16 protein-coding genes are annotated in these 19383 nt (G+C 44.5%); 1 reads left to right on the top strand and 15 read right to left on the bottom strand.

The window, feature by feature from the left end; translation table 11 throughout:
- Positions 1-663: 663 nt before the first annotated feature.
- The 14 genes from LZZ85_RS01745 to LZZ85_RS01680 all read right to left on the bottom strand — a co-directional run bounded on the left by LZZ85_RS01745 (position 664) and on the right by LZZ85_RS01680 (position 14354).
- A complete protein-coding gene (locus tag LZZ85_RS01745; RefSeq protein WP_237868201.1) occupies positions 664-948 on the bottom strand; it encodes a hypothetical protein in 285 nt (94 codons plus the stop codon).
- 59 nt (positions 949-1007) lie between these two features.
- A complete protein-coding gene (locus LZZ85_RS01740) occupies positions 1008-1622 on the bottom strand; it encodes an alpha-ketoglutarate-dependent dioxygenase AlkB family protein (RefSeq protein ID WP_237868200.1) in 615 nt (204 codons plus the stop codon).
- Between the two features lie 24 nt (positions 1623-1646).
- On the bottom strand, positions 1647-4865 hold the full coding sequence (locus tag LZZ85_RS01735; RefSeq protein ID WP_237868199.1) for an error-prone DNA polymerase: 3219 nt from the start codon (positions 4863-4865) through the stop codon (positions 1647-1649).
- A 14-nt stretch (positions 4866-4879) separates the two neighbouring features.
- Positions 4880-6382, bottom strand: coding sequence for a Y-family DNA polymerase (locus tag LZZ85_RS01730; protein ID WP_237868198.1), 1503 nt, complete (start codon positions 6380-6382; stop codon positions 4880-4882).
- Positions 6382-7113, bottom strand: a complete 732-nt coding sequence (locus LZZ85_RS01725) for an ImuA family protein (protein WP_237868197.1) — start codon at positions 7111-7113, stop codon at positions 6382-6384. The genes LZZ85_RS01730 and LZZ85_RS01725 overlap by 1 nt, the downstream gene beginning before the upstream one ends.
- A gap of 231 nt (positions 7114-7344) precedes the next feature.
- A complete protein-coding gene (locus LZZ85_RS01720) occupies positions 7345-8067 on the bottom strand; it encodes a DUF3108 domain-containing protein (protein ID WP_237868196.1) in 723 nt (240 codons plus the stop codon).
- 48 nt (positions 8068-8115) lie between these two features.
- The gene (locus LZZ85_RS01715; protein ID WP_237868195.1) at positions 8116-8574 is read right to left on the bottom strand and encodes a hypothetical protein; all 459 of its coding nucleotides are present in this window, start codon (positions 8572-8574) and stop codon (positions 8116-8118) included.
- 155 nt (positions 8575-8729) lie between these two features.
- Entirely contained in the window at positions 8730-9134 is a 405-nt protein-coding gene (locus tag LZZ85_RS01710) for a ribosomal maturation YjgA family protein (protein WP_237868194.1), read from the bottom strand.
- Between the two features lie 43 nt (positions 9135-9177).
- A complete protein-coding gene (locus LZZ85_RS01705) occupies positions 9178-9714 on the bottom strand; it encodes a class I SAM-dependent methyltransferase (RefSeq protein ID WP_237868193.1) in 537 nt (178 codons plus the stop codon).
- Entirely contained in the window at positions 9701-10228 is a 528-nt protein-coding gene (locus tag LZZ85_RS01700) for a dihydrofolate reductase family protein (RefSeq protein ID WP_237868192.1), read from the bottom strand. The genes LZZ85_RS01705 and LZZ85_RS01700 overlap by 14 nt, the downstream gene beginning before the upstream one ends.
- 45 nt (positions 10229-10273) lie before the next feature.
- Positions 10274-11380, bottom strand: coding sequence for an N-acetylglucosamine-6-phosphate deacetylase (gene nagA / locus LZZ85_RS01695; protein ID WP_237868191.1), 1107 nt, complete (start codon positions 11378-11380; stop codon positions 10274-10276).
- A 25-nt stretch (positions 11381-11405) separates the two neighbouring features.
- Entirely contained in the window at positions 11406-11678 is a 273-nt protein-coding gene (locus tag LZZ85_RS01690) for a hypothetical protein (RefSeq protein WP_237868190.1), read from the bottom strand.
- A gap of 172 nt (positions 11679-11850) precedes the next feature.
- Positions 11851-12540: a response regulator transcription factor gene (locus LZZ85_RS01685; RefSeq protein ID WP_237868189.1), complete on the bottom strand. Its 690-nt coding sequence runs from the start codon at positions 12538-12540 to the stop codon at positions 11851-11853.
- On the bottom strand, positions 12537-14354 hold the full coding sequence (locus tag LZZ85_RS01680; RefSeq protein WP_237868188.1) for a sensor histidine kinase: 1818 nt from the start codon (positions 14352-14354) through the stop codon (positions 12537-12539). Before LZZ85_RS01680 ends, LZZ85_RS01685 begins: the two co-directional genes overlap by 4 nt.
- 143 nt (positions 14355-14497) lie before the next feature.
- Between LZZ85_RS01680 and LZZ85_RS01675 the strand changes: the two genes are divergently transcribed.
- On the top strand, positions 14498-15298 hold the full coding sequence (locus LZZ85_RS01675) for a GLPGLI family protein (protein ID WP_237868187.1): 801 nt from the start codon (positions 14498-14500) through the stop codon (positions 15296-15298).
- 1070 nt (positions 15299-16368) lie between these two features.
- Here the strand turns inward: LZZ85_RS01675 and LZZ85_RS01670 are convergent.
- Complete coding sequence (locus LZZ85_RS01670) at positions 16369-19173, bottom strand: outer membrane beta-barrel protein (RefSeq protein ID WP_237868186.1); 2805 nt, start codon at positions 19171-19173, stop codon at positions 16369-16371.
- Positions 19174-19383 lie beyond the last annotated feature (210 nt).

Here is a 19383-nt window from a genome sequence, read left to right as displayed (position 1 = left end):
GAGAGGTTATTTGAGGGAGGTTAAATTTCCTGGAGGGCCGTGAGGGCTTCCTAATGGGGACCACGCCTCTTGCCTTCACCCTTTCCGCCCTTTGGGCCCTCCCTCCCCCGCCACCACCACCGAAAGTTGGTCTGAGAGGGGGTGTAATAACAACACCCGGCCTGGCAAATGACATTTAAGACATACACCAATCCAAACAGTTCTAACTCCCTCCAACTTTGACAGCCATCTGGCTTAAAAACTCAACGTTATCTATTGCAATAAATAAGCAGAAACCTTCTCCCAATAGGATCAAGATCTCTAACAATCCAAATATCGATCACAGGAGAAGGAAAACCTCGAGAAAAAAACGAATAAAAACGGGAAAATAACAGGCGAATGCTGTTTATTACCACTCTCGTCCCTCTCGGTAACAACAGTTGATAGGAATGATGCCGCAACCATCAAAGCGCAAAGTAACAACCCTTAGAAAGAAGGCTCTCACGGCATAAGGCCATTATATCTTACCCTATTCGGGTTTGATCAATGAGTTATCCTGACAGATCCTGTTATTCATCGCTTGATATGATCCATGTTCCATTTATCGCTGCCGAAACGAATTTGTTGTGAATGCAATAAGAAAGGCTATTATTAACAACAGCATTAGCTGTTCTCTGCAAAAGATCAAAAGACTAATACCAGTTCAACTATTTCTCCTTCTGTAAACAGCGTACATGTCAGCATCTTCCAGTCTGTTGGCCGGAAAACAAAGACGTCTAACAAGGGAGATCCATTATCATCCTTATATGGATACAAGCTTTCATAATGATATACGCTCATTCCTTTCAGCAGAGATCCCTCTTTTACCAGTATCGTTGTATCCTCATCGAGTAGTTGAGTGAAGATAAAAACACCTCTGTTATGATGGCAGATTACTTTCAGTATCCGGAACAAATAGACTGTTTGCATTCAAAGACTTTTTGAAATATCAGACCGAATGGCAATCTAAACCACTCTTCAATACGCCTCTAATATACTATCCGGAATGTCAGATTTATTCTCGGCTTGATCTCCTTCGCTGTTTTTGGCACCTGATGCTCCCAGAAATGCTGCATTTCGCCAGCCATCAATAGAAAACTGCCATGATTCAAAAGGATCCGGATCTTTTCTATCTCCTTTTTGAACTTGTGCCTTATCTCAAAAGGTCTGGTTTCTCCAAAGCTGACAGAGGCCACTACAGGTCTTGGACCAAGCTCTCTGTCATGATCACGATGCCATCCAACGCCGTCCTTTCCATCTCTGTAAAGATTTACCAATACACTTGTAAACTGCACGCCGCAGGCGTTCTCAACTTTTTGTTTAATCGTTTCAAGTGTTGGAGTAAGAGCGCGAACGGGTTTTAATGGATCTCGGTTTTTCCCGTACCAGACGCACATCCGTGGAGTCAAATGAGTTTTGTCATAAACCGTGATCTCCTCCTGTTTCCACGGGGTCTCTGCAAGGAGCGTATTATAGAAAGTGTCGGCTTCGTCCCGCTTTATAAAATGCTCCCAAAGAGTTAATTCTGCATCCGGTATATCGAATGCTTTTATGCGGAGTTCTCCGGAATTAAATAGTTGCGTGTCTTCAAAAAGAGTTAACATAAATGATCTGTTTAATAGGACTATTTACCTGAAATTTCTACCTCCATGAAATGCATCTTCTTCGGAGGTCTTTCGAACCTGAGCACGTTTGTTTAATCCTGGCGGGATGGATTTTTCATCTGCTTTAGATAAAGTAAGAACGGGTGGCTCTTCGTTTTCTTCCGGAGTAAGCGAGCGAAGCATCTTCGAAAAGTTATGACAGCTTCGAACCACCACATGGATCACACTCTTTTCTATTTGTAATTGTCCTTCTACCATGATCAATTTTGATTGAAGAATTTCTTTCCTGAATTTCTCAAACAAACTTTCGAAGATCACAAGGTTTGCCACTCCGGTTTCATCTTCGATCGTCATAAAGCAAACACCTCCAGCTGTGCCCGGTCTTTGCCTGACTAATACAAGTCCTGCTACTTTTACTACTTTCCCGGGTTGTTGATGTTGAAGATCATTTGTCGGCAGGATACGCAACAGGTTTAATTTCTCGCGGACGAAACTTACCGGGTGAGCTTTAAGAGATAAAGAGACGCTGGCATAATCTTGCACAACATGTTCTGATAAACTCATATCCGGTAATGCAATCTGCTCCGTCTCTTCCTTTAAATACTGACCCTGAAATAATGCTTCCGGACGATCTTTGGTAGACGCATCCCAAAGCGCCTGTCGCCGGTCAAGATCGATGGATCTGAATGCATCTGCACCGGCAAGTTTTTCCATTGTGGCATCTGAAATGCCAGCATCTCGTAATTGATCAATATGTGTGAAGGATCGTTTTCTTGCCGCAATCAACATCTCCATTTCCTCCTGCCGTAAGCCTTTGACCTGTCTGAATCCCAATCGCAACGCACAATACTCTCCATCTCTTTCTTCAAGCGTATTATCCCAATCAGAATGATTGATGTCGACAGGCCTTACTATCACATCATGCTTTTGTGCGTCGATCACGATTTGCGCCGGCTGATAAAATCCCATTGGCATACTGTTCAATAATGCGCAAGCAAACACATCCGGGTAAAAGCATTTGATCCAGGAAGAAACATAAACCAGTAATGCAAAACTGGCCGCATGGCTTTCTGGGAAACCATAACTGCCAAAGCCTTCCAATTGACGAAATACACGTTCTGCATATTCCTGTTCATAACCGCGACTGATCATTCCATTGATCAGCTTTTCTCCAAACTTAACTACCTGTCCATGTGCTTTGAATGTGGCCATGCTGCGTCTGAGCTCATCAGCTTCTGTAGGAGAAAAGCCGGCCGCAACGATCGCGATCTTCATCGCCTGCTCCTGGAAAAGAGGAACGCCAAGCGTTTTTTTCAGAATATCTTCCAGGTCTTTTGATGGATACTCTACCGGCTCTTCATTATTCCTGCGGCGCAGGTATGGATGCACCATGTCGCCCTGAATAGGACCCGGCCTTACAATCGCAACTTCTATTACAAGATCATAGAAGTTCTCTGGTCTTAACCGTGGCAGCATGGATTGTTGTGCGCGGCTTTCTATCTGAAAAACACCGATCGTATCGCCCTGCGAGATCATGTCATACACATCTTTTACATCCTGCTCTATATTCGCCAGCGTGAGATGTAATCCATAATGCTGTTTTGCTTTATCAAATGCTTTACGGATACAGGTAAGCATTCCAAGAGCAAGCACGTCGATCTTCATAAAGCCTAAAACATCAATATCGTCTTTATTCCATTCGATACAGGTGCGATTTTCCATCCGCGCATTAAGAATGGGACAGAGGTTAAATAGTTTTCCCTGCGTGATCACAAATCCTCCTGTATGTTGTCCAAGCTGACGCGGAAAGCCCATAAATTCACGTGTAAGCTGTAATACTTTTCGAAGATGTTGATCATTTGGGTTAAGACCTTGTTCTGTGATGCGGTTTCCTTCAAACCATTCATCTGTAAACTCCCATATGGAACCAGATAGACGGGTGATCGTATCCACAGATAATCCCATTGCTTTTCCTACATCACGGATGGCTCCTTTCTGGTGCTGTTGTGTAACGGTTGCGATGATCGCGGCTCTGTCACGGCCATACTTTTCATAGATATATTGTATTACTTCTTCCCGACGTTCATGTTCAAAGTCGACATCAATATCCGGCGGTTCATTTCTTGCCGAAGAAATAAATCGTTCAAAGAGAAGATCGAACTTTTCCGGATTGACAGACGTGATACCGAGGCAATAACATACTGTTGAGTTGGCGGCAGACCCTCTTCCCTGGCAAAGGATTTCTTTTTCACGGGCGAAGCGAACGATATCATATACGGTTAAAAAGTAGGCTGCATAATTCATCTGTTCAATGAAGCCTAATTCATAATTGATAGCCTCTTTTGTCTTTTGTGGTATATGTCCATTGAACTTTTCATTCGCGCCGATCCAGGCAAGATGCGTTAGTTCCTGCTGAGGTGTTCGTCCTTCAGTGGTTATTTCTTCAGGGTATTCATATTTTAATTCGCTCAGGCAAAAAGTACAGGCATCTGCAATCTCTTTTGTCCGCCGGATCGCATCGGGATACTGTCTGAAAAGGCGATTCATCTCTTCCTGCGGTTTCAGGTATCTTTCTGCATTCGCGTGTAAACGAAAACCTGCATTGTGGATCGTGCATTTTTCCCGGATACAGGTCATTACATCCTGCAGTTCCCTGCGAAGAGGATGATGATAGTGAACATCATTTGTTGCAACAAGCGGAATAGACAATCTTTCTGATAGCTCTGCGAGGCGGAATTGCAGTTTTGAATCATTACCGTTATATAAACGAAAACAAGCCAGGTAAAGATGGTCGCCTAATTTATCCTTATATTCTTTTAATTGCTTTTGAAAAGAGGGATCAAGATCAAAGTGTTCATCCAGTTTTTCCGGTGGAACGGCGATAAATTTCATGCCTTCGGCATGATCATAAATATCTTTTTTATATAAATGACATTCGCCTTTCTCTGCACGAAGATTTCCTTTGCTTAATAAGGATGAAAGCAGGGCATAAGCGGTTTTATCAGTTGGATAGGCGAGAAGGGAAGGACCATCTAACAGGTCGAGCCGGCAAGCGGGGATCAGCCGGATCTCTTTACCCTTAGCGGCTTTATATGCACGTACAATGCCGGCCAGTGTATTCCGGTCCGTGATCGCAATTTCTTTATAACCTAATGCAATTGCCTGATCGATCAGTTCTTCCGGATGAGAGGCACCACGGAGAAAGCTGAAATTGCTTGTAACCTGTAATTCTGAATAACTCATACACACTATTCTTTTTATGCAAAAAACCCGTGAATAAACCATTGATAGGTCTTGTCTGCATCATAATGACCCAGGCGAAAGATCCAGTAACGCCGGCCTTCTTCATCTTCAACATAGTAATAGTCACGGTGCTGTCCTTGCTGCAACCACCATTCCTGCTCGATGCGCTCTGGCCCATCGGCTCGTTTTATTTTATGCAGAACACCTTTATAGCGAAACAACATCGGTGGATAATCCGGGATTGGCGCGGTAACGTCTATCAATTCAGGGTTTGACAATAGAATTGTTGGCCGGGGCCTGTCAGTTCGCCACTGTGTTGACGGTTTTTCGTTAATAGATAGCGCCTTCTTTATTGATCGCTCAGGCCAGTAATGCTCGTCTGGCAGAAAACGATAGATCCTGTTTTCTCCAATACGTCCTGCAATGCGATCGATCAGTTCGGCCAATTGAATATTCTCAAGTCCGCAGGACGTAGTCCAGATCTGTTCCTGGTAAGCTGGCGCATCTTCGATTTTTTTTGCTTCGATAAGAAAGACTTCAATACCAAGGTCCGGCTCTATTGAATCGATGTTCAGTGCAAATAGTTTGAACAAATGTTTTGGATTAGACGATGCACGGTGAGTTCCGATTGAGATCGAAACGGTCTTGCCATCAATTCTATAACCTTTGAAACTAGCTTCACGCAAGCCCTTTTGCTCTTTTTGCAAGCGAGAACAAAGAACATCCAGCAGCTTTTCTAAAGCGATCTCAATGCCTGTGGCCGTTGATATTGGTTCAAGACAAGGAAGTCTCTCCTGGTATGCTTCAATTGGAATGATCGACACTATAAATTCTTCTTCTGAACCGGTAGCCTGGTCGATCCGTTGCAGCAGCGTTTTCCCAAACCTTCGTCTTAATGCCGGGCGCGGAATATTGATGAATTGAGCAATACGACGCAGCCCTAATTTATGAAGTAAATCAGCCTGCTCTTTTTCCAAACGCAATGCCTGCGGCGGAAGGGATAATAAGGCGGAGAGCTGAGCACCATTGTCTATCACTGAACCATTGGTCCCAAACCGGGTAACTGCCCATGCAGCCCCGACTGTATCTGCCATAGCCGCGCGGGTCTGGTAACCAAGTTTATTTAACCCGGAAATAATATCGTTGAGATACAATTGTTCTGTTCCCCAGAGATGCGCACAACCACTTGCGTCTATAATAAGTCCATCAGGAAGGTCTGCAGACACACAAGGAGAAAAGCGAATGCTCCATTCTGCGAGCTTATTTAAAAGTCGCGATGAAAGATCCGGGATATCATCTTCTACAAACAAAGACGGATATATTGCACGTGCATCGGCGAGAACCATTCCAATATCAATACCTTGTTGCAATGCGACATTATTGCAGGCACAAATGATCTTCCTGCCATGATCCTGTGTCACCAATACAAACGGAGAATCGGCCGGGCTGTTTCTTTGCTTGGCAAACCAATCGGTTTTAAGAAACCGGAACCATATAGAAATGTATCTTTTATTCACTACCCGGTTTTACGATGTAGAAATTTTGATTCCCGGAAAACAGGAGTGATCGTTTTGAAGCTGGTTCCATCCCATTCTATGATCCACTCGCCTGTTTTCCCATTACGAACTTTTAATAACGCGACCTTCCATCGGGGAAATCCGACGCCGGGCATATCTGCCGGTAATTCGCTTGCAACAGGACTGATCGCCCATCTTGCCGAGCAGACATTTGGAGTAAGGATCCGGGGTTGCTGGCGGATCAGAAATCCTGTAACCTGACTTTTTTCAACGGCGAGTTGAAGACGGCGGCTGGCCGTAAAGCTTAACTCTTTTGTTTCTGCAATAACTGCTGCAAGCCCATTACTTTTTAGTGCTTCTTCTGCGGCCCAAAGGATATCTTTTTCTTTTGTTGCATGAACAAAAATTACCCTGTGAGGCTCCATACCGAAAAGCGGCATTGCTGAAGGAAATGCTTTCATCGAAGAGCTGATCCATATACAGGCACCCCCATTCTTCATTAATGACGCGGTGAGTGCAGAGACAAATCCGTTTGTTGATGATGTTGACTCTGTATTAGAGCAAATGAATTCATGAATAGTGGAAACCGGGATATGTTTATTGGGAAAAGCGTCCCTGATTGGGCCCAGCCCTGTAGCAAATAAATGGGTTGACTGAATAGTTTTATAACCCTGCAAACACAGGATTTCCTTTTGAAGGCGGGAAATAATATCGTTTGGGCACGCCAACATAATTGAGGTTGAAAATCAGCATTTTACTAATGGGTTTGCGCATGAAATTACTAAAGTATTTAGCAATACCAATCTGTTTTCAACAGATTTTTATAAAAGAATATTGAAAACGTTGATTATTAAAAAGATGAGGAAGGAGGCAGAACATCTGCCTGCATGGTAAAAGGGCTTAAAATATTTACTGGCGTGTGAGAGCGCCGGTAAATATCATTAACTGACCGATTCTTTATATTAACCAGCGATTAAAACACGATGAAATACATTACCGTTCCTTAGCCGTGCTATTTTCTTAACCTGTAACTGTTCTTTTATTGTATACCACTCAGTGACGCCATCTTTCTCATCCCCGATTCGCACACGCCAGCAAGGCAGATTTCCTACTCCGGGAATTGACAGATCCTCCTTTCCTTCTATTGTTATGACAACAACATATTCATAATATCTTTTTCCCGGATTGATCGCCTGAAAGGAAAATACAGCACCTTTCTTCATTGGCAAGCTGCCGATAATATCATCCGTGATCACACCATTGAACCATTGATGACCGGCCTTCTCGAAAATAGAAGTACTGTCTTTATAAATGACAGTGTTATGAACACGTTCAGGAGAAAACAATACTTTCTCCCGATGACCCTCCGATTGAATTTCAGTAAAATATCCAAGAGGCAGAAGAGTTTCGCTATTCACAATGCTTGAGTCTGTATCGGTTCCTTTTTCAAGCTGATATTTCTGCGTAAACAACATAGCACCGGATCCTTCATAAGAGATCTTTTGTGCTTTTCTTGTAAGAATGCATGATAGCCGGACCTTTCCATCCTTCTGCTCTGTATACTGAAGATAGCGTCGTTCAAAAGGCTGAATTTTTCGCTGTGCATTTTTTATCCAGGTCGTATCTGCGGCTATTGAAGGCAGATAAAACATCAGCATCAGCAACGCAATAGTTCCCCTGATCATAAAAGTTATTAAACGGGTTAAGAAAATAGAAGACAATGATAAACGTAGTTAGACTGACAGTTCTTTAAGCCATTTGCGCGCCAGTAAAGGATCGGTGAAAAAGTGTTCATTATATCGGCTGTAACTGCGTTGATACAAACCAATCTTGGTTTCATCCTGGTGAGCATGCGCTGCGGCAATACATTTTATATCACGGGTGTTGACGTATTGTAGCTTTTCCGCTTCCTCATTAAACAGATCTACATAACCAACTTTCCATCCGTATTGGGAAAGAGTAACAGGAATTATTGACCGAAAACGTTTATGCGTTTCAATATTATTGGGGCTAAAGCCAAACAGGTCTACCATGATCCTGAACACACCTCCTGACTCAATCTGCTGAAGGGCGAGATGCAGGGACTCTTCCCATAGTTCAATATCGCGGAAAGTAACCTTACCACAGACCCGCGTATCAATAGTTTTTTCTTCGGAAAACCAGTTGGTTCCGAAAACAGTAGTCGCTTCCATAAATAAATAATTAGACTGATACGAGCGTGTGGGTTCAGCAAATTAAGAAGCCTTCCGCTTTAAGCAGTGGGCAAATGGATAGACGGTCAGTCCAAAAAACCAACGGAAAACAGGTGAGCGAATATTGATCAGAATTACATTGTCAAAGGGCGCAGCTACAGCTCAATATTCCGGATGACTTTTTGGATTCTGATCTTTGCCGCACAGCGCTCAGCAACTATCACCACTATTGCACCAAGTGTATATGCGATCATATCGATCCATTCAAAAGAATTACCGATAACTACGTTTGCAAGTCTTGATCGCTCAAGCCCTAATAACTTTACGAGCTTAAGGTATTGGAGGAATTCAATAATGTAAGCGAAGACCAGTACGCCCAATGCCGTTTTCAAAGGCGGAGTATTCAGGAATGCCCTGACGCAGCAATAAAGAAGAATCACAACCAATAGGTCGCCAACATAAGGTCTGACAATAGCATCATTAACGTACAGGGCGATGTAAACTTCTACAAAGAATAGAATAATAGCAAGAGTAAGATAAATCTTGTTGAGCCGAAACATAGGGAAGGTTTAGGACCCAATATACAATTTGTTGTGATTTAGGTTAGGGGATTTTTATAAATGTTGTGATGAAACAACAAGCCGGTGCCGGGTGAAATTTTTTTGTTAGTATATCTTCTATAAACAATCCGTTTGCCTGAAATATATTTTTGATGGTTTTAATTGCATCTTTGTTTTTGCCTGATGGCGGCTGATAACATACGAAGAACCGGCCTTTGGGTCTAAGCATATTTTTGACATCTGGTAAAAAGCGTTCGGGGTTCTGCCAGAAGATATTTACATTAAAAGCGATGATCTTATTGAAGGTGGCCACGGGCGTCCATTTTTCAAGGGAAGAATGAATAATGGCGACTTTCCCGTCATCTATAAATTCCCTGTTCCGGTTTGTTGCATGACGGATCATTGAAGCAGATCTGTCGATCGCAGAGATCTGCCCGGTTTTTAATTGCCCGGCGATCAGTGAGGTTAATATCCCCGGACCGCAGCCAATCTCCAGGATCTTATCCGATGGGCGTGCCTGAATAATATTCAAAACCCATTTGAAGCGCTCCGGTATATTATCGGTATCATTTTTTTTCATACCATAGCTGTACAAGACCAGAAGGGAATGTCAAACTGCGTGTCAACTTTAATGCCTGCTCCGGGCGTCCGCCTTTGAAAAGGTGAACGCCGTCACCAACCAGATGAGGTATAACTGACACGATCATCCTGTCGATCAAACCATGTTGCAGCAACTCGTAAATTACTTCCCCGCCACCATCACAATAGATATTCTTTCCCTCCTGTTGCTTTAATGAACCGATCAGTTCTGTAACAGGTCCATTAAAGAATTCGACATGATTATCGCGTCCCTGCCTGGTTCTTGACAGAACGATGCATCGTTTATCCTTATGGCTGAATTGCGGGTCGATCGTCAGAACTTTGTCATACGTTTTTCTTCCCCAGATCACCGTATCCACTTCCTGTTGAAATGCGGCATATCCATAGTCTTCACCAGGCACTTCTACTGTAGATAGAAAATCAATATTGTCATTGTTGCCGGCAATATATCCGTCCAGGCTCATTGCAATAAAAAGAAACACTTTTCTTGACATATAGAAACACTATTACTGCATTAAAAAAAATCGACCGCTACGCGGTTAGTTATCTATCACTTTTAAAACTTCCAGTTCTTTATTCATCACCGTCATCTTTGCATCAAACCCGCTGGCGATCATTCCGAGCTGCTTTTGCATTCCCATCACTTTAGCAGGATACAGTGAACACATCCGCAATGCTTCTTCCAGTTCGATATCGCAAAAAGAAGTAAGTCGCTGAATTGATTTATTCATTGTGAGAGCAGACCCACTGAGAATCCCACCGGCTTCGTATTTATCCCCAGCGAAAACGTGTGGATAGGGACCGCTGTTCGTTTCAGTCACGGCATCAGTAATTACAAAAAGACGATCCTTCATCACCTGTTTCGCAATGCGGATCGCAGCATAGTCAACATGATGACCATCCGGAATGATACTCGCCATTACGTTATCATCATCCATCGACGCACCAACCAGGCCCGGTGATCGATGTTGCAGGGGCGACATCGCATTATACAAATGGGTAACGGTTGTCGCGCCATTTTGGAAGCCCTGTTTAGCTTCTGTATAGGTTGCATTGCTGTGTCCTGCGGAAATTATGATCCCCTGTCCGGCTATATAACTCATTAAAGAAGGGCCGCAAACTTCGGGTGCAAGTGTGATGATTTTTACCACATCTTTACCATAGTCAAGAATTTCCCTCACCTGCTCTGCTGTTGGCTGATGAATAAAGGCTTCAATATGTGCCCCGCGTTTTACAGGGTTGAGCCACGGACCTTCCATATGCAGACCAAGAATACCTTTTCCCCCTTCATTCCAGTATTGACGAACCGCGTCTATGCACTGCCGGAATACTTCGTAGCTGTTTGTTGCAACGGTTGGCATGCACCAGGCGGCACCGCCATTGCGGCAATATTGATCTAATTCATATAAAGAGGCTGGCTCCGGAAAAACGGAGAAAAGCTTCCCGTGTGCGCCATAGATCTGCAGGTCGATAAAGGCAGGCACAAGCATGCCTTCTTCATAATGTTCAACGGGAATAGATGCAGGTATTTCGGCCGCAGGTATGATGCTTTCGATCTTCCCGTTGTCTGTGATCACGCCGTAGCCGGCAAGCCATTCTTCGCCAGTGAAAATTGATTCAGCGATGTATGCTTTTTTTGCTGACATAAAATATTTTTTGGTATGGACCTGATCAAAGTTTCCAGAAGCGCCCAAATAAGCCGAGGTATTTTATTTTAGGGGCTGCCACTGCCACCTGTTTGTTATTCGCATCTTTTGTGATCGAGAATGCGGTGATCGAAAAAAGAGAATAGGAGATACCATCCGTGTGTTCAATCATGGGAGGAGATTGAATGCCGTATTCTTTTGCATAAAACGCTTTGAACTGATCCAGACCCGGCTTAGTGAAAGCGCCGATCAATAAAATGAGAGCGATGAATAAGAAAACGAGCGTGCGGAACTTCATGGGGAGTTTTTTATAAAGATAGAGAGCTTCACGGTATTGAGGCGGCTAAATCATTATCTGCGGATTTATAAAAGGAGGTATGGTTCAATATATTAAAAACCGCAATAAATGACAGGGTGTTCTCTGTTATTTATTGCGGTTTTTTGCGTGCAATTCCCTGGAGGGAGTTAGGTCACCCTGTTACAAACCGGTAGCCGATTCCCTTTATTGTAAGAATTTCGAGGGCTGTATCTTCTTTCAGATAACCCCGGAGCTTGGTAATATATACATCCAGGTTGCGGCTGTTAAAGAACGAGTCATTTCCCCACAGAAGATTAAGTATTTCCCTGCGATCGATGATCTTATCCCTGTTCTGGTACAGAAGTTTCAGTAACTCAGCTTCCCGGTACGAAAGCTTTTTTTCTTCGTTTCCGCTTTGCAGCAGCTGCCGGTTCAGGTGGAAGGTGTATTTGCCAAGTGTGATCTGATCTCCGGTGATCTTCTCCGGTGCTGCGTTTTTATTGCGAAGCGCATTCTGGATCCTTACGATCAGTTCTTCCATGCTGAACGGCTTGCGGATATAATCATTTCCACCGAGGGCAAACCCTTTTACCACGTCTTCAGTTTGGGTTTTTGCGGTCAGGAAAATGATAGGAATATCTTCATTTATATCGCGGATCTCATCGGCGATGGTGAATCCGTCTTTATTGGGCAACATCACATCAAGCACGCAGATATCGGCATTTGACTTTTGAAAAGCGGCGGTGGCTTTTGCCCCGTCACTTTCCATTATTACCTCAAACCCGCGGCTTTCGAGGCTTTCTTTAACGATCTTTCCGAGAAACAATTCATCTTCTACGTAAAAAATTTTTGTAGCACTCATGTAATAGATTTTGGCAGTACGATGGTAAAGGTACTACCGAATCCATCACGACTATCCACTTTAATTGTTCCGTTGTGCTGACGGATCACCTGGGCGACGTAACTAAGTCCTAACCCGTGTCCTTTGGCGTTGTGTGTATCGCCGGTCGGCACCCGGAAGAACTTTTCAAATACTTTTTCTTTATACTGGGAAGGGATGCCAATGCCATTATCTTTCACGATAAGTTCGACATCGTCATTGACCTGTTTTAGGCTCACTTCAAGGAAAGGGTTTTCTTTGCTATATTTCAATGCGTTATCAAGCAAATTAAACACTACGCTCAACATGTGGAGACGATCGCCTTTCAGTGCGGTGTCACCCTCTGTCTGGATATCAATTTTTGCATGATATTTTTCCAGCTGCAATCTTAATGACGCAACAACTTCGTTTAAAACATCCCTGAGGTCGAAATATTCCGATTTGAGTTCGATATCCTTTTTTTCAAACATCGAAAGTTTCAGGACCTTATCTACCAGCAATCCGAGCCGCTGCAGTTCGTTCTGGGAAATATCAAGATACTCCCTGGTACGCTGAGGATCCTGGAGCGCGTTGAAGTTTTTCAACGCTTCAATAGCAACACCAACCGTTGCGATCGGCGTTTTGAGTTCATGAGTAATATTGCTGATCAGGTCGTTTTTCATTTGAGCAAGGCGATGCTGCTTCATGAGGCTTCGGTATAGCGCCACGAACGAGGCAATGGTGACCGTAACAAGCAATAAGGAAAACAGGATGGGAAGCTTCAGCTTTCCGAACAAAAACCCCATTTCATTATCGATTGAGAGGCGGTAGGTCATTGGGCTGGCGAATCCAACTGTTACTTCATTTATTGCGGATGAGTCAGGCTTTGCACGATTTACCCGGCTTACAGCAAAGTCGACCTTAAGCTTTTCGGCTTCCAGTCTCTTTGCAAAGGCGCTATCGATCTCCTTGATCGTTACAGAATCTTTTTGTGATAAGGAGTCCATATCATACAGGAAACGGAACACATTGTTTTTTCCCGAGTCCCTCAAATGCATCGGGGCCATTACGCGAACAGAAGAGCTTTGTGAGGCGGTAACGGACGGGGTGGCCCGTGTAACAGCCAATCCTCTCGGCATTTCTTCGCGCTCATCTTTATCGTCTTCCGAATAGTGGATGGTCACGGAGTTTTTGGCGGTTTTGTTTACTCCGGCCCGTTTAACTTTTACGTGTTTGATCCTGTTCAGGGCGATGGAGTCTTCTTCGTCGAGGTCCAGGTCACCTATAAAACCATTCAGAGGAAGCCTGAGGTATTTTTGCAGGGAATCTGTCACTCTGCGCAAAGTATCTTTCACTCCGGAGAGTACAACGCGCCCGAATGCGTGAGAAATGCTATCGGGAATGTCTATGTCCTTGAGACGCTCCTGTATCAGGTTTGCAACGGTGATCGTGGGTTCATTGCGGGAATAAGTTATCGTCACATCAGGATCTGGTTTTCTGGTCCTGATGCGCATGGTTGCCGGCGGCCGCGGTCTTTCTGGCTGCGGAACCATTCCATGCTGGCGTGTGTTGGCCGAATCGTAATTTACAGTCATGCCCTCGATCTGAAACTTTGAAGCCTGCAAACGCAGGATCGTTTGCCGGAAAGCTGCGTTCGTTTTGATGTCGAGGGTTTGCTTCTCACGGTTATAGTTGTCGCGCAACCAGTAGCCCTGGAAGCCCGCAATGACCAGTATGGTCAGCAACATAAAACACAACAGAAGCCAGGCCTGCCGGGCTCCTTTTCCTCTCTGGTGACTGGTTGAAAATAGTTTCATTTTTTTCGATTCGAGATCAAATTTAGCCAATACTTCCGGCGCCTGCTATGGCTATTAACCTTTATTAACCTTAATGCAAGGTGCCTTAACTTCCTTCCGAAACACCTATCAGTAGTTTTGAAACCTATAAAAAAACTACTTAAATGAGAAGAATTTTATTTTCCGGCGTCTCCCTTATCCTTGCCGGAGGACTGCTTGCGCAACAGAAAGAAGGAAAGGTGACGTACGAGCGTACGACTCAGGCACAGATGACACTGGCCATGAATGGCGCTGCACCAACTACCCAGAATATTACCAGAACCAACCGGTTTGAATTGAATTTTGCTAATGGCAAAAGTTCCTGGCATCAACTGGAAGATGAAATGGGAGACGACGGCCTGTCGGGGATCACTGGCGGAGGCGGTAATATGATCGTCCGCAGTATCGGGCCAGGCGCGGATGATGTTACTTTCTGCGACTTCTCGCAGTCCCGACTTGTTGAGCAACGCTCCTATATCGACAAACAGTTTCTTATTATCGATAGCATTAAAAAAACCGGAACCTGGAAACTGACCGAAGAAACGAAAACCATCCTCAACCACCTTTGCCGGAAAGCAGTTTCTGAACGTATGGGCAAGCGTAATATGATGACCATGGAAAACGGCCAAATGATCCGGAAAGAAGTGGACGACACGATCAGCGTCATTGCCTGGTTCACCACAGACATCCCGGTTGCTATTGGACCTGAAACGTATGGCCAATTACCCGGTTTGGTCCTTGAATTGGAAATGAATCGCGGCAGAACCATTTATAAGGCGCTGGAAATTTCTCAGAAACCGAGCCTTTCCGCCATCAAAGAACCTACAAAAGGTAAAAAAGTAACCAGAGTGGAATATGCAGAAGAAACAAAAAAGCTGATGGATGAAATGCAGAAGAACGGAGGAATGAGGTTCAGAGCAGGATAAACAAGTATAGCCATGAATATAGATACCGTAACGGCAGTAATGCTCGTTACGGTATCTGCTTTTATATATGACTGGGAAAAAGGGCAGGACGCCGATTTACTCTGCGCGCTATTATCAGAAGTGAGGGTTGCCCTTTACAGAAGAAGAGGGCCTTGCTGACGCAAGTATGCATAGCTCTGGGTTGGCCACATACCAGGCTAACCGGCACCAGGCCAGCGCTAATTCGACGACGCACTCATATTTCGGAACCCACCTTCCCTAAACCCCGGGCCGGGAAAGACAGTCTCTCTCTCTACCTTCTTTTCCAAAACCTAAGAGCTGTATAACCTGTACCTAAAGGTCTTTCCAAAGAAAATGTATAGCCGGGCATAACCTTGTTCCCTGCTACTGCTTCCATTTCCAATAGAACCTTCATTTTATATTTTCTTTCCCTTTATCTTTTCATTTCTTTCTTTTTCATGTTTCCGGCCATTTCGGCCAATATAAAAATTGCCGCCCATCCCGGCGGACCTCCCGACGCCCTGGCCCGCCTGAAGACGGACGGCAAATACAGAAATTTCCTTTTGTAAATATCGCCTAACGCGAAGCCGAAGACAAGGTTAAAACACAAAACCTCAGGAGAAAATAACGGTAAAATTCCGGGAGAAAAACGACGGCAGCACAGACAGAAAAGTGTAATCGCATCAAGCTATGAAAGTGAAACGAACTTCGGATAGATTAAAAACGGAAGCAATATTGAATGATCTGTGGTGAAGATTCGAGGTCAGACAGAGCTGGAGGGGACGGCACCTGTATAATGAACCCAGACCTGCTCACGGCTAGTTTGGCGAAAGATCAAACGTTCCTTACTGTTCTCTAGCAATAAAATACCCTGGGCTGCTGTAAGACCAGGGTAGAAAGCCGGTAATGAAGCAAACGTTTGGCCACAACCAACAAATGCAAACGCCGGAGGGGTTCAAAAGATAGTGGCCCAACAGCCAATTCTTATTCGGTGCCGGACATTGGTCTCATAAAAAATCCCGCTGCAGAACCATGTCTGCAGCGGGATAATATGCTAATGTCCTGACGGCTTATCTGGACCTCATGATCATTCCACCACCACTGCCTGTGCTATTCAATCCGGTCTTACTTAAACTGTAAGTAAACGAAAGGATCGCATAACGGCGAAGGGTGTTCACTCTTGAATCTTCGATATAGTTCTGATTACTGTTTCTGCTCACACCAACATTTCTATTGAGAATATCATTCACTCTTAGCTTCAACTCACCCCGGTTATGACGCAGCATTTGCTTGCTGAGAGACGCTCCCCATAGCGGCACTTTAGTATTGAAGGCATTGCTGAGCTGGTTGTTGATCGTATAGGTGAATTCCGTGCTGAAGTTGAAACCCTTTGGCAATACAAGGTCAAGCTGCGTTTCATATTCCTGCGAAAAATAACTTGTGTTGAAGGCTTTTTGCAGGGAATAAGTGCTGCGATTGAAGTTGAATGTACTTCCGAGTGACCAGGTGATCTTATCAGAAAGGTCCATGTCGAGGTTAACACGCGGACCTGCAATAAAAGTGCTGATGTTGTTCCGGAGACCATTGATAAATTGAGCACCGCTGTTGTAGAACAAATTGCTTCCAATGCGGAAATTGCCCTTGATCGGTCTGACAGGAAACCCGACACTCACGTCGCCGGTCATATTATATACACCATCTACGTTTACCGGGCGCGTTGATTTCACACCGTTTGAGAACAGCGAATCAAAGTTTACGATCTTGTTCTCCGTACGGCTGAGATTAAAGAAGGCAAACAGCGATTTGTTTTTATATGGGTTAAGTCCATTGTAGTTGATCTGAAGGTTGTGCGTATACTCTTGTTTCAGGTTAGGATTACCGTTCCGGATATTCAGGCGGTCAGAGATGTCAGGAACCGGCTGAAGTTGCGATACGGTTGGTTGGTTGGTAGAGGTGCTGTACGTCAGTGTAAGGCTCTTGAACCGCGTGAAGTAATACTGGGCTCTTGCGTTCGGCAACAGGTTGGTGAATTTCTTGTTGATCACCGAATCCTTTATTCCACTTACGATCTTGCCTTCCAGTTCTGCTTCCTGAACTGTCAGCCCAAGCGCATAGTTATATTTCTTCCTTTGTGTTCTGATACGGAAGCCTGCATTGGCAGTACTGTATGTATTGCGGAAGTTGTTTGTCAGCGAATCATTGAGTTCGTCGTATTTACCCGAGCCTTTGTCATAATCGTAAGTGATCTTGTCGGAGTTGCTTTTTGTAAAGCTCTTACCAAGGCTGAACTCAAGTAAAGAGCGTTTAAAAAGCGGTTCGGTATATACGGCGCGCGCTGTATAACCTACCAGGTCACTGGTATTTTGGATGCGCTGATTAATGGAGTCTGTACGATATTTTTGGCCAGTCCTGTCATAGAATTCGTTCAAAGACTCCAGGCTTCCGTTGCCTTCGGAATCATTGAAAGTATTTTGCAGGCTGAAGGATAATGTACGGCCCCGGCGTCTGAATTTTTTGCGGAACAATAGATCATTTCTCAGGTTGGTTGCCGAGCTTTTAGTGAAAGAGGATGAATTCCCCAGGTTGCTGATCTGACCATCACTTCCAAACTGGGAATAGTCACGGATGGAATGGTTATCTGTTTTTTGATAGCCGATGGAGGGAGATACTTTGATCGAATGGAAGGAGTCGATCACGTAATCCAGGGTCAGGTTTAACCGGTGGCTGTTGTTTATATTGTCTGAGAGACTGTTTTGTCTGTAGAAATAAGAGGAGTCGGGCAGAATGTACTGACGCTCTATGTCAGACAGGGTTTTGGGGTTAAAATGATTATAAAAGTAGTTGCTGGTGAGTTCCGCCTTCTTTCCGATGATGTTGTTATAATTTGCCCCGCCTCCCCAGATCGTCCGGATCCCGCGATTCGAGTTGCCCAGTATGGACGCCATAGGGTCATCGCCACTCATTCTGATGGGACCGCCGCCGCGCATCATACGGCTGAGTTCGCCGGAAAAATTCATCATGTCCATAAAAGAGAAGCCCTCGGTATTGGTGTTATTACCCATTCCCAGCACAGACATCTGACGGGCGCCTTTGAAAGAGTTTACATTGAATCGGCCTTCGAGGCGATCATCTGTTCCCCCGCCGCCCATGACCTTTCCGAACACACCTTTTCTTTTATCCTCTTTTAGTTTAAGATTGATGACCTTCTCGCTGTTGCCATCGTCAAAGCCAGTGAGCAGCGACTGATCGCTTTTTTTGTCGTATGACTGGATCTTGTCGATCGCGTCAGCAGGAAGGTTCTTGGTCGCCATTTTGGGATCATTGCCAAAGAACTCTTTCCCGTCCACCAACACGCGGTTCACCTTCTGCCCCTGTGCCGTGATGGCTCCGTTTTTATCAACAGAGATGCCGGGGAGTTTCTTTAGCAGCTGTTCCACGTTTGCATTGGGTTGTGTTCTGAAAGACCCGGCGTTGTATTGAACTGTATCCCCGATCAGGGTAACTGGGGGAGCTTCGCTTCTTACGATCACTTCATCGAGCACTTTTGTCCTGTCGTTCATTGTAACATTCCCCAGGTCCGGACTCTTTTCTGTTTCCGTTATAGAGAACATTCGATTAGCATTGTGATAGGCTACGTGAGTGATAAGCAGGCGATACTCTCCGACAGGAAGCGCATCGATCGTAAATCTTCCCGATGCATCCGTCATTCCAAAGGAGATCAGCGATGAATCTTTTTTCTGAAGAATGGTAATGGTCGCATCTGCGACCGGGTTTTTTGATAGCGTGTCAAATGCGACACCTTTAACACTACCTTTTTGTGCCTGAACTGAATTGTTTACTGCAAGGATAAGCAGCAGAAAGTAAAGCTTTCGCATAGCCGGTGGTTTTGATTTTGGGCTACGAAAGTATTCTTAGTAGAAGGGAAAGGCAGTTAATGAGTCTTGGATTAATGTTAATGGACGTTAATGAATGGACCGCAGTCAACAGACTGCAGTCCATTCATTGTACTTGAAGTTGCTTTCTAAACGGGAACATTAAGAGGACGCGACAGAGCGCATGCATCTTCCGTGGTCCGTTAGCCTTTC

The sequence above is a fragment of the Terrimonas ginsenosidimutans genome (assembly GCF_022012415.1).
GTDB classification, from domain to species: Bacteria; Bacteroidota; Bacteroidia; order Chitinophagales; family Chitinophagaceae; genus Terrimonas_A; species Terrimonas_A ginsenosidimutans.
Note: the sequence above shows the minus strand (reverse complement) of the source record. Positions and strands in the feature narration are given on the sequence as shown.

Bases quoted from the DNA above. Each gene is read 5' to 3' on its own strand.
- LZZ85_RS01705 (WP_237868193.1), bottom strand. From the start codon at position 9,714: ATGAAAAAAAATGATACCGATAATATACCGGAGCGCTTCAAATGGGTT.
- LZZ85_RS01735 (WP_237868199.1), bottom strand. From the start codon at position 4,865: ATGAGTTATTCAGAATTACAGGTTACAAGCAATTTCAGCTTTCTCCGT.
- LZZ85_RS01740 (WP_237868200.1), bottom strand. From the start codon at position 1,622: ATGTTAACTCTTTTTGAAGACACGCAACTATTTAATTCCGGAGAACTC.
- LZZ85_RS01675 (WP_237868187.1), top strand. From the start codon at position 14,498: ATGAGAAGAATTTTATTTTCCGGCGTCTCCCTTATCCTTGCCGGAGGA.
- LZZ85_RS01680 (WP_237868188.1), bottom strand. From the start codon at position 14,354: ATGAAACTATTTTCAACCAGTCACCAGAGAGGAAAAGGAGCCCGGCAG.
- LZZ85_RS01715 (WP_237868195.1), bottom strand. From the start codon at position 8,574: ATGGAAGCGACTACTGTTTTCGGAACCAACTGGTTTTCCGAAGAAAAA.
- LZZ85_RS01670 (WP_237868186.1), bottom strand. From the start codon at position 19,173: ATGCGAAAGCTTTACTTTCTGCTGCTTATCCTTGCAGTAAACAATTCA.
- LZZ85_RS01685 (WP_237868189.1), bottom strand. From the start codon at position 12,540: ATGAGTGCTACAAAAATTTTTTACGTAGAAGATGAATTGTTTCTCGGA.
- LZZ85_RS01725 (WP_237868197.1), bottom strand. From the start codon at position 7,113: ATGTTGGCGTGCCCAAACGATATTATTTCCCGCCTTCAAAAGGAAATC.
- LZZ85_RS01700 (WP_237868192.1), bottom strand. From the start codon at position 10,228: ATGTCAAGAAAAGTGTTTCTTTTTATTGCAATGAGCCTGGACGGATAT.
- LZZ85_RS01720 (WP_237868196.1), bottom strand. From the start codon at position 8,067: ATGATCAGGGGAACTATTGCGTTGCTGATGCTGATGTTTTATCTGCCT.
- LZZ85_RS01710 (WP_237868194.1), bottom strand. From the start codon at position 9,134: ATGTTTCGGCTCAACAAGATTTATCTTACTCTTGCTATTATTCTATTC.
- LZZ85_RS01745 (WP_237868201.1), bottom strand. From the start codon at position 948: ATGCAAACAGTCTATTTGTTCCGGATACTGAAAGTAATCTGCCATCAT.
- LZZ85_RS01690 (WP_237868190.1), bottom strand. From the start codon at position 11,678: ATGAAGTTCCGCACGCTCGTTTTCTTATTCATCGCTCTCATTTTATTG.
- nagA (WP_237868191.1), bottom strand. From the start codon at position 11,380: ATGTCAGCAAAAAAAGCATACATCGCTGAATCAATTTTCACTGGCGAA.